At 68.4% G+C, this 13510-nt stretch carries 9 protein-coding genes; 2 read left to right on the top strand and 7 right to left on the bottom strand.

Annotation, left to right across the window (positions count from 1 at the left end):
- Positions 1 to 157: 157 nt before the first annotated feature.
- Entirely contained in the window at positions 158 to 1960 is a 1803-nt protein-coding gene (locus MNQ95_RS12835; RefSeq protein ID WP_241953112.1) for a sensor domain-containing diguanylate cyclase, read from the top strand.
- Here MNQ95_RS12835 and MNQ95_RS12830 read toward each other — a convergent pair whose 3' ends face one another.
- Both MNQ95_RS12830 and hisS read right to left on the bottom strand, forming a co-directional pair.
- Positions 1961 to 3856 (bottom strand): HAL/PAL/TAL family ammonia-lyase, encoded by a 1896-nt coding sequence (locus MNQ95_RS12830; RefSeq protein WP_241953111.1) that lies wholly within the window; start codon positions 3854 to 3856, stop codon positions 1961 to 1963. It abuts the gene before it with no gap.
- Between the two features lie 31 nt (positions 3857 to 3887).
- Positions 3888 to 5318 (bottom strand): histidine--tRNA ligase, encoded by a 1431-nt coding sequence (hisS, locus tag MNQ95_RS12825; protein WP_241953110.1) that lies wholly within the window; start codon positions 5316 to 5318, stop codon positions 3888 to 3890.
- A gap of 119 nt (positions 5319 to 5437) precedes the next feature.
- Between hisS and MNQ95_RS12820 the strand changes: the two genes are divergently transcribed.
- The gene (locus MNQ95_RS12820; RefSeq protein WP_241953109.1) at positions 5438 to 6181 is read left to right on the top strand and encodes a Crp/Fnr family transcriptional regulator; all 744 of its coding nucleotides are present in this window, start codon (positions 5438 to 5440) and stop codon (positions 6179 to 6181) included.
- 266 nt (positions 6182 to 6447) lie between these two features.
- On the opposite strand, the gene pnp is transcribed toward MNQ95_RS12820, so the two are convergent.
- The 5 genes from pnp to infB form a co-directional block, all read right to left on the bottom strand.
- A complete protein-coding gene (pnp, locus tag MNQ95_RS12815) occupies positions 6448 to 8553 on the bottom strand; it encodes a polyribonucleotide nucleotidyltransferase (protein ID WP_162408647.1) in 2106 nt (701 codons plus the stop codon).
- Positions 8554 to 8755: 202 nt separating this feature from the next.
- Positions 8756 to 9016, bottom strand: coding sequence for a 30S ribosomal protein S15 (gene rpsO, locus MNQ95_RS12810; protein WP_162408646.1), 261 nt, complete (start codon positions 9014 to 9016; stop codon positions 8756 to 8758).
- A 174-nt stretch (positions 9017 to 9190) separates the two neighbouring features.
- The gene (gene truB / locus MNQ95_RS12805; RefSeq protein WP_241953108.1) at positions 9191 to 10117 is read right to left on the bottom strand and encodes a tRNA pseudouridine(55) synthase TruB; all 927 of its coding nucleotides are present in this window, start codon (positions 10115 to 10117) and stop codon (positions 9191 to 9193) included.
- 100 nt (positions 10118 to 10217) lie between these two features.
- Positions 10218 to 10583: a 30S ribosome-binding factor RbfA gene (gene rbfA / locus MNQ95_RS12800; RefSeq protein ID WP_162408644.1), complete on the bottom strand. Its 366-nt coding sequence runs from the start codon at positions 10581 to 10583 to the stop codon at positions 10218 to 10220.
- A gap of 154 nt (positions 10584 to 10737) precedes the next feature.
- A complete protein-coding gene (infB, locus tag MNQ95_RS12795) occupies positions 10738 to 13371 on the bottom strand; it encodes a translation initiation factor IF-2 (RefSeq protein ID WP_241953107.1) in 2634 nt (877 codons plus the stop codon).
- Positions 13372 to 13510 lie beyond the last annotated feature (139 nt).

Raw genomic sequence — 13510 nt, 5'->3', positions numbered from 1 at the left:
GAATCAATGTATTAATGCGTTAATACATTAGACCAGCCTGCCCCGTGCCCGGTCAAGCCCGCCGCCGTTACACTGCCTCACCGCCAGACCGGCGGCTGGGGCGGGCCTTCCCGGGGGACGCATGGAGTTGCGGACATTCGCCAGATGCTGGGGTCGGGTGCTCCTGGGCCTCGCCCTATGCTTTGCCCAGGGCCTGCCGGCATACGCGCAGGCGCCGTTGCGCCTGGACGCCAGCCAGCCGCAGTTGGACCTCGGAGCGCACACCCGCTACCTGCACGACGAATCGGGCGAGATGGACTCCGCCCAGGCATGGGCAAGCGTGGAAAACGGGGGCTTCGCCGCCCTCCCCGGCAGCGGCGCTGCCTTCGGCTTCCAGCAGGGCGCCTACTGGTTCCATGTGGGGCTGGAGAACCGCGACGCGACGCAGCCACAGTGGCTGCTGGTGCAGGACTATCCGCTCAGCGACCGCCTGGACCTCTACCTGCGCTACGCGGATGGGCGGGTGGTCCATCACGCCGGCGGCGACCACCTGCCGTTCGATGTGCGCAGCGTCAGCTACCGCTACCCGAACTTCATGCTCGACCTGCCGCCCGGCGATCGCGTGGACGTGCTGCTGCGGGTGCAGAGCCAGAGCTCGATGCAGGTGCCGCTGACCCTGCATACCCCCGCGGCTTTCATCGAGATCTCCCGCGACGCGCAGTTCGGCATCGGCCTGTATTACGGCATCCTGATCGCGCTGTTCTTCTACAACCTGGTGCTGTGGCTGGCACTGCGTGATTCGAGCTACTTCTGGTACCTGTTCCACCTGAGCGCGTTCGGCCTGGTGCTGATGACGCTCAACGGCCTGGGCTTCGAATACCTGTGGCCCGATTCACCGTGGCTGGCCGACCTGTCGGTGCCGTTGTCGATCTGCCTGGCGCAGATCGGCATGCAGCAGTTCGCCCGCGTATTCCTGCGCCTGCCCACGATGTGGCCGGTGGGCAACATCGTCTCGCTGGCGTGCATCGCCTTCTACGTCGTGCTGGGCGTGGCCTCGTTCTGGCTGCCATACCGCATCGCCACGCCCGTGGCCGCCGCATCGGTATTCCTCAGCATCGCCTGGATCCTGACCGTGACCTTCGTGTCGGTGCGTCGGGGCGACCGTTCGGCGCGGCTGTTCCTGGCGGCCTGGAGCATGTTCCTGCTCGGTACCGGCATGTTCACCGCGCTGGCTTTCGGCCTGCTGCCCAAGTCGTTCCTGACCGTGTACGGCGTGCAGATCGGCTCGGCGCTGGAAATGCTGCTGCTTTCCATCGCGCTGAGCTACCGCTACGCAGCGCTGCGCAACGAGAACGAACGGATCGTTCGCCGGGCCAAGCTGCAGCTGGAATCGCAGGTGCTGGAGCGCACCAGCGAACTGCGCACCGCACTGGAACAACTGGAGACGGCGCACTCTCGCCTGCGCGAGGCCAGCCGCCACGACGCGCTGACCGGCCTGTACAACCGCGGCTGGTTCCGCGAACGCTTCGAGTCGCTGCTCGAGGCCGCGCGCACCCAGGGCCAGCCGCTGTCGCTGCTGATGGTCGACCTGGACCACTTCAAGGCGATCAACGACCGCCACGGCCACCTGGTCGGTGACGATTGCCTGCGCCGTTGCGCCCGCGTCGTCGAGAGCATCCTGCGGCCGCACGGCGCGCTGGTGGCGCGCTACGGCGGCGAGGAATTCATCGCCGCCCTGCCCGGCATCGACATCTTCCATGCGCGCGAGCTGGCCGAGGAAGTGTGCACGCGCCTGCGCGAGGAACCGATCCGCACCCGCGGCCCGACTGTGACGGTGACCGCCAGCATCGGCGTGCACGCGGTCGATACCGGCGTCGAACACGAAGACGCGGCGACCGACATGGCGCTGCAGGTGGTCGACAACGCCCTGTATGCGGCCAAGTCCGGCGGTCGCGACCAGGTCCGGGTCGCCGGATCCTAGCTAGCCGGCGGCGACCGCGGCCGGAAGCAGAGCGCCGGAAGCGACCAGGCCCACCATCGCGGCGACTTCACCGTCCAGCGCGCGATCACGCGCGAGGAACGGCACCGTCGCGCGGATGCGCGCATGCGCCGCGGCGACGGCCGTGCCCGGATGGAACGCATCGGCCTGCGCCAGCTGCGCGCGCAGCGATTCGACTTCGGCGAGGAAGCCTTCGCGCCCCGGCGCGTCCGACGCCGGTCCGCCCTGCACCTTGCCTGCCAGCGCGACCGCATCGGCACGACGGGCCAGCTCGCGTGCCGCGTTGATCATGTCGCGGCGCAGGTCCAGCGCCTGTGCGGCCGTGTACAGCTCCAGCGCGAGCACCTTGCCCAGGTCCTCGACCATCGACAGCACGTGGCGCGCCTCGTTGGCGCCCATCGACACGTGATCCTCGGCATTGGCGCTGGTCGGCACCGAGAACACGCTGGCCGGATGCGCGCGGCTGGCCAGGTCGTTGACGATCGCCGCGGCGGTGTACTGCACGATCATGTGGCCCGACTCGGTGCCGTCCTCGTTGCCGATCAGGAACGCGGGCAGTCCATCATTGGTGGCGGGATCGACCAGCTTGTTGAGGCGGCGCTCGGAGATCGAGGCCAGGGTCGGGATCGCGGCCTTCAGGTAGCTCAGCACCAGTGCCAGCGGCATGCCGTGGAAGTGGCCGGCGGAGATCACCTGTTCCTCGACGTGGGTCGAGTCCGTCTTTTCCGGGAACACCAGCGGATTGTCGGTGACCGCGTTGAGCTCGATGTCGAGCACGCGCGCGGCCTGCGCGGCGGCGTCGCGCACCGCGCCGTGCACCTGCGGGATGCAGCGCAGCGAATAGCTGTCCTGCGGTTGGTGCTTCTTGCCACCACGGAACGGCAGGAAGCGCAGGTAGAACTTCTCGCGTCCATGACGCTGGTCGGCCGGCACCCAGTCCCAGCCGATGTCGAAGCGTAAAGCCTGCGATTCGGGCGTATCCCAGCTGGCCGGCAGCCACGGGCGGAACTTCGGCACCAAGTGGTAGGCGATGTCGGCCAGGGTCGAACCGGACAGCAACCGGCGCAGGTTTCCAGCCACCTGCACCTGGCCCGGGTGCGGGCGCAGCGCGTGCACTTCCGGCGCGAACGCACCCAGGCGGCCGGCAAACGCGTCCAGGGTCATCGCCGCGGCGAGGTCGGCCGTGTCCAGCATCATTTCCAGCCGGTGCAGTGCGAGCACACCCATCGCGAGCATCTGCGCAGTGCCGTTGTTCAGCGCCAGGCCTTCCTTGTAGGAAAGCGACACCGGCTCCAGGCCTGCCCGCTGCAATGCTTCGCCACCCGGCATCCGCTGCCCTTCGAAGAAGGCTTCGCCACCGCCCAGCAGCACGATCGCCAGGTGCGACAGCGGCGCCAGGTCGCCGGAGGCGCCGACCGAACCCAGCTGCGGCACCACCGGCACGATCCCGGCGTTGAGCAGCGCGGCGAGCGCCTGCAGCGTCTGCACGCGGATACCGGAGTGCCCCTTGAGCAGGGTGTTGATGCGGATGCACAGCATCGCCCGCACCACGTCGGCGGACATGGGTTCACCCACGCACACCGCATGGGTCACGATCAGGTTGCGTTGCAGTTCCTCGTGCAGCGAACGACCGGACGGCGCGGCGCCTGGCAGCGCGTCGCGCAGCGGATGCGCGCCGAGCAGCTTGTCGGCGTTGCTGCCGAAGCCGGTGGAGACGCCGTAGATCGGTTCCTCGCGCCGGACCTGTTCGGCGAGGAAATCGGCGGCGCGCTGCACCGCGACCAGCGCGCCAGACGCCAGTTCGACTGGCGCGCCATGGGCCACCGCGACCAGACGGTCGCGGGTCAGGGATTGTCCGTCGAGGCGGATCGTCTGCATCGTGCGTGTTCCGTAATGCGTTGCGTGCGGCTCAGCGGCCGGCGAGTGCGCGGGTCTGTTCGAGTTCCACCCGCAGCGTGCCGGCCAGCTCGGAGCGCGCCACTTCGAACTGCTGCTCGCGGACCAGGTCCTTGACCGCGACCACGCCGCGGGCCAGCTCGTCGTCGCCGGCCAGCACGACGAAGCGGATGCCCGCGCGCGAGGCGTACTGGAACTGCTTGCCGACCTTGCGTGCTTCCATCTGCACTTCGGTATTGATGCCGCCGGCGCGCAGGTGGCGGGCGATGTCCAGCGCTTCGGGCAGCTGCGCCTCGTCCATCAGGGCGACCATCGCCTGCACGCTGCTCTCGGCGATGCCCTCGACCAGTCCGGCCTCGCGCAGCTGCCAGAACAGCCGGGTCAGGCCGATGGAGATGCCCACGCCCGGCAGCTTCGACTTGGTGTAGTGGCTGGCCAGGTCTTCGTAGCGACCGCCCGAGCAGATCGAGCCGATGCCCGGATGGTCGACCAGTTGGGTCTCGTAGACCGTGCCGGTGTAATAGTCCAGGCCGCGCGCGATCGAGAAGTTCAGGCAATAGGCCGACTCGGGGACGCCCAGCGCCTTCACCAGTTCCAGTACCTCGCGCAGCTCGCCGGCACCGGCGCGCAGCGTTTCGCTGGCCTGGTCGCCGGCCTGCGCCAGCACCTGTCCGATCTGGTCCAGCGCGTCCTCGTGCGAAGCCGAGCGTACCTCGACGAACGCCAGGATCCGCTCGACCGCAGCGACGGGCAGGCCGAAGTCCGGGCCCGCCAGCGTCTCGCGCACGTAGTCGGCGCCGCGCTTGTCGATCTTGTCGACCTCGCGCAGGACCAGCGCCTGCTGCTGCGGATCGGTGACGCCCTGCGCCTCGAAGAAACCGCGCATCAGCTTGCGGTTGTTCAACTGCACCTTGAACGCGCCGATCCCCAGTTCGGAGAACACCGCGTGGATCACCGCCATCACCTCGGCGTCGTAGCGGATATTCAGCGCATCCTTGCCGATCACGTCGATGTCGCACTGGTAGAACTCGCGGAAGCGGCCACGCTGGGCGCGCTCGCCGCGGTACACGCGCTGCATCTGGTAGCGCCGGAACGGAAAGCTCAGTTCGTGTTCGTGCTCTGCCACGTAACGGGCCAGCGGCACGGTCAGGTCGAAGCGCAGGGCCAGTTCGGGCAGCGTGGCGGTCGACCCGCCGTCGCCCTTCTCACCGTCCGCCGCCGCATTGGCCAGCGCGCCGGTGGACTGGACGAAATACACCTGGCGCTCGGTCTCGCCGCCCGACTTGGTCAGCAGCACGTCGGACAGTTCGAACACCGGTGTTTCCACCGGCAGGAAGCCGAACCGCTCGTAGTTGCGGCGGATCACGTCGAGCATGCGCTGGAACGCGATCTGCTCGCGCGGCAGCAGTTCCATGACGCCGGGCGGTGTGCGAGGCCTGATCAAGCTGAAAACTCCTGCGGAACGCGCTGGGAGCGCAATTCTACCTTGGCGGGGTATCGCACTGGACGGCGCATGGACCGTCACACCGGTATCATTGTCGCAACGACCCCGCGGCGTGACGCATGTCCTGGCCTCCGTTCGACAATCTCTGCCTGACCCCCCCGCCGGAAGCCACGGCCCCGCTCGGCCCGTGCCTGCACTGCCAGGTCCGCCACCTGTCGGTATGCGCCGTGCTGTCGCACGAAGAGATAAATGCCCTGGATACGGCGGCGAGCCTGCAGGTCCTGGCTCCCGGGGCGGTGCTCGCGCGCCAGGGCGAACCGCGCCGGCATGTCTTCACCGTCACCCGTGGCGCGCTGCGGCTGGTGCGGCTGTCCGCGGATGGCCGGCGCCAGGTCGCCGGCTTCGCCCTCCCGGGCGACTTCGTCGGCCTCAGCGGGGCGACGGCGCACCAGAACGATATCGAGGCGCTGGGCGAGACCGAATTGTGCCGTTTCGGCCTGGACGCCATGCAGCGACTGGGCGAGCAGTTCCCGCACCTGCGGGGGAAGCTGCTGGAGCGCGCCTGCGACGAGCTGGATTCGGCGCACGAACGGATGATGTCGCTGGCCCGGATGAACCCTACCGAGCGCATGGCCGACTTCCTGCTGACCCTTGCCGCCCGCCAGGCGCGCGCCGGCATGCCCGGGCCGTCCCTGGTACTGCCGATGCCGCGCGCCGACATCGCCGACCATCTCGGCCTTACCGTGGAAACGGTCAGCCGCTGCCTGACCGCACTGCGCACGCGCGGGCTGATCGCACTGCCGGGCACCTACCGGGTCGACATCCTCGATCGGCGCGGGCTGGAAACGCTCAAGGCCGCCTGAGCCTGGCGCAAGCGTCCACCGCATGGTGGGACACATACGGTACGTCCTGAAAAGACCGGGTGGCCGCAATGGCCCGCGGCGCGCATCCGTTGCCGCGCGCTCCCGCGATCCGTCACGTCGCAGCCCGGCGGCCATCACGGGCGCCGGTGAACCTGTCGGTCTGGCGACAGGGTGTCGCCCACGGAATCGACGGCCGCTGACGCTTCGGCTGGACAAAAAAAGAGCGGGCCGAAGCCCGCTCTTTTCGTTTCGCAAGGCTGGCGGAATTACTCCGTCACGCCCTCGCCTTCCTCGACGGCCTTGATCGACAGGCGGATGCGGCCCTGCTTGTCGACTTCCAGCACCTTGACCTTGACCAGGTCGCCTTCCTTCAACGCATCGCCGACCTTCTCCACGCGATCGTTGGAGATCTGCGACACGTGGACCAGGCCGTCCTTGCCCGGCAGGATGGTGACGAACGCGCCGAAGTCCATGATCTTGGCGACCTTGCCCTCGTAGATCCGGCCCGGCTCGACGTCCGAGGTGATCTGCTCGATGCGGGCCTTGGCGGCCTGGCCGGCAGCGCCATTCACCGAAGCGATGGTGATCGTGCCGTCGTCCTGGATGTCGATCTGCGTGCCGGTTTCCTTGGTGATCGCCTGGATCACCGAACCGCCCTTGCCGATCACTTCGCGGATCTTGTCGGGGTGGATCTTGATGGTGATCAGGCGCGGCGCGAACTCGCTGAGCTCCTGGCGCGGCGAGGTCATCGCGCGGGCCATTTCACCCAGGATGTGCAAGCGGCCGGCCTTCGCCTGCGACAGCGCCTGCTTCATGATCTCTTCGGTGATGCCTTCGATCTTGATGTCCATCTGCAGCGCGGACACGCCGTTCTCGGTACCGGCCACCTTGAAGTCCATGTCGCCCAGGTGGTCTTCGTCACCGAGGATGTCCGACAGCACGACGAAGTCGTCGCCTTCCTTGACCAGACCCATCGCGATGCCCGCCACCGGCGCCTTGATCGGCACGCCGGCATCCATCAGCGCCAGCGAGCTGCCGCAGACCGATGCCATCGAGGAGGAGCCGTTGGACTCGGTTATCTCCGAGACCACGCGGATGGTGTAGGGGAACGCTTCCATGGTCGGCATCACGGCGAGCACGCCGCGCTTGGCGAGGCGGCCGTGGCCGATTTCGCGACGCTTCGGGCCCATCATGCGGCCGGCTTCGCCCACCGAGTACGGGGGGAAGTTGTAATGGAACAGGAAGTGGTCCTTGTACTCGCCCGACACTGCGTCGATGACCTGGCCATCACGCGCGGTGCCCAGGGTGACCGCGACGATGGCCTGGGTCTCGCCACGGGTGAACAGCGAGGAGCCGTGCACGCGCGGCAGGACGCTGACCTGCGAATTGATCGGACGGACCTGGTCCAGCGCGCGACCGTCGATGCGGACCTTGGTCTTGAGGACCGAGTTGCGCATGGTCTGGTATTCCTGCTCGCTGAACTCCTTGGACAGGTCGCCGGCGGACCACGAATGGGTCTCGGCCTGCGGCGCCAGCGTGCCCAGGATGGCCTTCTTCAGGCTGGAGATCGTGTCGCGGCGCTCGAGCTTGTCGCGCACCTGGAACGCGCCGGCCAGGCTGTCGCCCACGGCATGGCGAAGCGCGGCGATCAGGCCTTCGTTCTTGGCCGGCGGCTGCCAGTCCCACTTCGGCTTGCCGGCTTCGGCAACCAGCTCGTTGATGACGGCGATGACCTTCTGCATCTCGCGATGGCCGAACATGACCGCGCCCAGCATCACTTCTTCCGACAGCTCGGCCGCTTCGGACTCGACCATCAGCACGGCATTGGAGGTGCCGGCGACGACGAGCTCGAGCTTGGAGGTCTTCAGCTCGCTGACGGTCGGGTTCAGCACGTACTCGCCGTTGATGTAACCGACCTTGGCGGCACCGATCGGGCCGTTGAACGGCGCGCCGGTCAGGGCGACGGCGGCGGAAGCACCGATCAGCGCCGGGATGTCACCGTCGATTTCCGGGTTCAGCGACATCACCGTGGCGATGACCTGCACTTCATTGCGGAACTCTTCCGGGAACAGCGGACGCAGCGGGCGATCGATCAGGCGCGAGATCAGCGTCTCCTTCTCGGTCGCGCGACCTTCGCGCTTGAAGAAGCCACCCGGGATGCGGCCGCCGGCGTAGAACTTCTCCTGGTAGTCGACCGTCAGCGGGAAGAAGTCCTGCCCTTCGCGGGCCGACTTCGCTGCAACGGCGGAAACCAGCAGCACGGTGTCATCGAACTTGACGATGACGGCACCGCCGGCCTGGCGGGCGATCTCGCCGGTTTCCAGGGTGACCTGGTGCTTGCCGTACTGGAAGGTTTTGGTGATTTTTGCCACGTTGATTCCTTGGAGGATGCTGCTTCGGATAGACCGTATGCGACCCCTGCCGCATGCGGGTGGCCGGAGATCCCGGCCTCTGGCGATGGTGCTGCTCCGGGCTGCGGGCCCGGGCGTGGATTTCGGAGTGGATCAGTCGCGTCCGACGGCGAGGCCCCAAACGCAAACCGCGGCGCATCTCTGCGCCGCGGCGGGGTCTTGCTTAGCGACGCAGGCCGAGCTTCTCGATCAGGCCCTTGTAGCGCGCGTTGTCCTTGCGCTTCAGGTAGTCCAGCAGGCTGCGGCGGCGGTTGACCAGCTGCAGCAGGCCACGGCGGCTGTGGTGGTCCTTCTTGTGGGTCTTGAAGTGCTCGGTCAGCTGCTCGATGCGGGCGGTCAGCAGGGCGACCTGGACTTCCGGCGAACCGGTGTCGTTGGTGCCGCGCGCGTTGTCGGCGATGACTTTCTGGGTGTCGATGGACATGTGTTTTCTCTTGAGATGCGAGGCCTGCAGGAACGCGTGAGCGCACCGCCTGACCCGCCGCTTGCGGATGGCCGCCCTCCCGCCAGGTGGGCAGGAACGGGACGGAAATATTTGCCGTAAAAAGGCGCGCAAATTGTACCTGCGGCAGCCTTTGCGGACAAGGCGGCCCCTGGATCAGCCCGGCACGGGCGGATTGCGGAACAGGCGCTGGGGCGACAGGCGACCGTCGGGCTCGACCCGCGCCAGCCCGAGCGGAACCCCGTCCTGCGTGAAGACACCCGCCGGATCGGCCGGGCCCCAAGGACCGCGCAGCCTCTGGCCCTGGCCGAAGCGCGCGGCCTCGGCCGACGCCAGTTCGACCCGCGGGAAGCCGGCCAGGCCGGCCGCCAGCGGCAGCAGGCAGGCCTCCAGCGCGGCCTCGCCTCCCGTCCCAGCCAGCGCTGCCAGTTCATCCAGGGTGTACATGTGCGGCTGCCTGAACGGATCGACCCACAGCCGGCGCAGGCTGGCGATATGCGCGCCGCAGCCCAGCGCCTCGCCCAGGTCGCGGGCCAGGCTGCGGATGTAGGTGCCGCTGCCGCAGGTCACGTGAAGGCGCAGATGGTCGCTGCCGGCCTCCAGCAACTCGATGGCGTGCACGGTCACCTGGCGCACCGGCGCCTCGATCGACTCGCCGCGGCGGGCGCGTGCGTACAGCGGTTCGCCACCCTGCTTGAGCGCCGAGTAGACCGGAGCGCGCTGCTGGAGGATGCCGGTCAGTGGCGCCAGGGCCGCTTCCAGCTTCGCGCGGTCCAGCGGCGGAACCGGACGCTGGAGCAGCACCTGGCCGTCGGCGTCATCGGTATCGGTGGTGGCGCCCAGCACGATGCCGGCCTCGTAGGCCTTGTCCGAGCCCAGCAGCAGCCCGGCCAGCTTGGTCGCCTCGCCGAAGCACAGCGGCAGCAGGCCGGTGGCGAGCGGATCCAGGCTGCCGGTATGCCCGCCCTTCTCGGCGCGGAACAGGCGGCGGCCCCCCTGCAGCGCGGCGTTGGAGCTCATGCCCGCCGGCTTGTCGAGCAGGAGGATGCCGTCGAGCGGACGGAAACGTCGTGGAGAGGTCATCAAGGGATGCGGAGGGCGTGTGTCGGGCAGGAGCCGCGCGCAAGGCCGGCGAAAAGCGGCGCCGGCATGCGCGGCAGGGCCCCGATAGCAGCCGGCCGGCTTATTCGGGATCCGAACCGGCGGGCGGATTGTCCCTGAGCAGGATCTCGATCCGCTCGCCCTTGTCGACCGAATCGTCGTAGTGGAAATGCAGTTCGGGGACGTGGCGCATCTTGACCCGCCGCGCCAGTTCGGTCCGCAGCTCGCGCGACAGCTCCTTCAGCGCCTTGACCGCTTCGACCGAGCGTTCGGCCTGCAGCGCGGTGACGAACACCTTGGCGTGGGCCAGGTCGCGGCTGACTTCGACGTCGGAAACGCTGACCGACGGCAGGCCGTACTCGCGCACGGCCTCGTGGACCAGGGTCCCCACCTCGCGGCGGAGCTGCGCGGAAACGCGGTCGGTGCGGTGGAAGGATTTGGTGGGCATGTTCGACTCCTTGCCGGGCCCCGGGCCCGATGGAACGGCAGCGCGCCGCCGCGCGATGCGGACCGGCGGAACGCGGGCCGGAAACAGCGGGACGGCCGCATGGGCCGTCCCGTCGTCGCGCCTGTGCCGGACGCATCGCCCGGCGCGTGCGCGGTTACAGCGTGCGCTGGACCTCGATGCGCTCGAAGCACTCGATCTGGTCGCCCGGCTTGACGTCGTTGTACTCCTTCACGCCGATGCCGCACTCGGTGCCGTTGCGCACTTCGTCCACGTTTTCCTTGAAGCGGCGCAGCGATTCCAGCTCGCCCTCGAAGACGACCACGCTGTCGCGAAGCACGCGGATCGGCTTGTTCCGCCGGACCACGCCCTCGATGACCATGCAGCCGGCGACGGCGCCGAACTTGGAACTGCGGAACACGTCGCGGACCTGGGCGATACCGATGATCTCCTCGCGGATCTCCACGCCCAGCAGGCCCGAAGCGACCTGCTTCACCTGGTCGATCACGTCGTAGATGATCGAGAAGTAGCGCAGGTCGACACCGTTGGACTCGATGACCCGGCGCGCCGACGCATCGGCGCGGACGTTGAAGCCGATCATCGTGGCCTTGGCGGTCATGGCGACGCTGGCATCGGACTCGGTGATGCCGCCCACGCCCGAGCTGATCACGTTAATCCGGATCTGGTCGTTGGACAGCGCGGTCAGCGCCTGCTTCAGCGCTTCCACCGAACCCTGCACGTCGGCCTTCACCACCAGGTTGAGGACCTGCTGGCCCTCGCCCTTGCCCATCTGGGCCAGGATGTCTTCCATGCGGTTGCCCGCGGCCTGGACCAGGCGCGACTCGCGGCGCTTGGCGTCGCGCTGCTGCGCCACGTCCTTGGCCAGGCGCTCGTCCTTGACCACGACGAAGTCGTCGCCCGCGTCGGGCACACCCGACAGCCCCAGCACCTGCACCGGGATCGACGGGCCGGCCGACTCCGGCTGGCCGCCGGTCTCGTCGAACAGCGCGCGCACGCGGCCGTACTGCACGCCGCAGACCAGGTAGTCGCCCTTGCGCAACTGGCCCTGCTGGACCAGCACGGTGGCGATCGGGCCGCGGCCCTTGTCCAGCGCCGACTCGATTACCACGCCGCTGGCGCGGCCATCGGGGACGGCCTTCAGTTCGAGCACTTCGGCCTGCAGGGAAATCGCGTCGAGCAGGTCGTCCACGCCGTCGCCAGTCTTGGCCGACAGCTCGACCATCTGGGTGTCGCCACCGAAGTCCTCGGCCACGATCTCCTCGGCGAGCAGTTCGTTCTTGACCCGCATCGGGTCGGCGTCGGACTTGTCGATCTTGTTGATCGCCACGATCAGCGGCACGCCGGCCGCCTTCGCGTGCTGGATCGCTTCCTTGGTCTGCGGCATGACGCCGTCGTCGGCCGCTACCACCAGCACCACGATGTCGGTCAGCTTGGCGCCACGCGCGCGCATCGAGGTGAAGGCCGCATGGCCGGGGGTATCGAGGAAGCTGATGACACCCTTGGGCGTTTCGACGTGGTACGCGCCGATGTGCTGGGTGATGCCGCCCGCTTCGCCAGTGGCGACCTTGGTGCGACGGATGTAGTCCAGCAGCGAGGTCTTGCCGTGGTCGACGTGGCCCATGATGGTGACCACCGGCGGACGCGAGGCCCGGTCGCCCTGGGTCTCCTCGACGTGGGCCAGCAGTTCGCTCTCGGCATCGTCGCTGTCGGCACGGACCACCTTGTGGCCGAGCTCTTCGACGATCAGCGCCGCGGTGTCGTGGTCGATGGTCTGGGTGATGGTGGCCATCACGCCCATCTTGAACATCGCCTTGACCACGTCGCCGCCCTTGAGCGCGAGCTTCTGCGCCAGGTCGGCCACGGTGATCGCGTCACCGATCGCCACTTCGCGCACGACCGGTGCGGTCGGGCGCTCGAAGCCACCGGCACCGCCGGAGGACGAACCGCCCCGCATTTCCTGGCGACGCGGCTTGGGCTTGCTGCCCGGGCGCGTGCTGGTCCGGCGCGCGCGGTCGGCGGCCGACAGGTGCAACTGGCCGGCGAAGCGGCTGGCGGCCGAATCGTCCTCGATGCCGGCGACCATGACGTGCGAGCCGCGGGTCTTGTGCTTGTGGCCGCGACCGTCGTCGGCGCCGCGATCGGGCGTCGCCGGGCGGTGCGCCGGGGTGGCGGCGCGCGGAGGGCGCGGCGCGCTCTCGTCGATCGGGGTACGCGTCGCGGCGGGCTTCTCCCGCTCCTCGTCGGCCTTGCGCTGCGTTTCCTCTGCGAGCCGCTGCGCATCCTCGACCTGCCGCTTGCGATCAAGCTCCTCGGCGCGCACCCGGTCCACTTCGGCCAGGTGCTGCTGCTCGGCGAGGTTGCGCTGGCGCGATTCCTCGAGCTTGCGCAGGACCTCGGCATGCTCGTCGTTCAACGGAACGATCGGCGCGCGTTCGCCATCGGTCGGATTCTCGGCGCCCTTGACGTAAGTGCGCTTCTGCCGGACCTCGACATTGACGGTGGTCTTGCTGCGGCCACCGCCGACGGTCAGCTCCTGCACCTTGCGTCGTGCCAGGGTGATCTTCTTCGGCGCGGCGACTTCTTCGGCCGGCGCATCGTTCTTGCCGTGCGCGCGCTTGAGGAAGCCGAGCAGCTTGAGTTTCTCGGCGCTGGTCACGACCTGGTCGGGGTCGCTGAAGGGCATGCCAGCCTCGGCCAGCTGCTCGAGCAGCTTCTCGACCGGGGTGCTGACCAGCTCGGCGAGCTTGCGAATGGTGGTTTGCTGCGACATTCGGATCCTATGCTCTGTTTGGCGCCCCCTCGCCAAGAGCAAGGGAAGCGCGGATTCTAAGCCCTGGCGGGTGCAGGGCGGTGTTCATCGCCGGCTCATCGCCGGTACCCCGTACGGACCCCTGTGGCGCTCACGCGCC

The sequence above is a fragment of the Pseudoxanthomonas daejeonensis genome (assembly GCF_022637495.1).
Taxonomy (GTDB): domain Bacteria; phylum Pseudomonadota; class Gammaproteobacteria; order Xanthomonadales; family Xanthomonadaceae; genus Pseudoxanthomonas; species Pseudoxanthomonas daejeonensis.
This window is presented reverse-complemented; position numbering and strand designations above follow the sequence as displayed.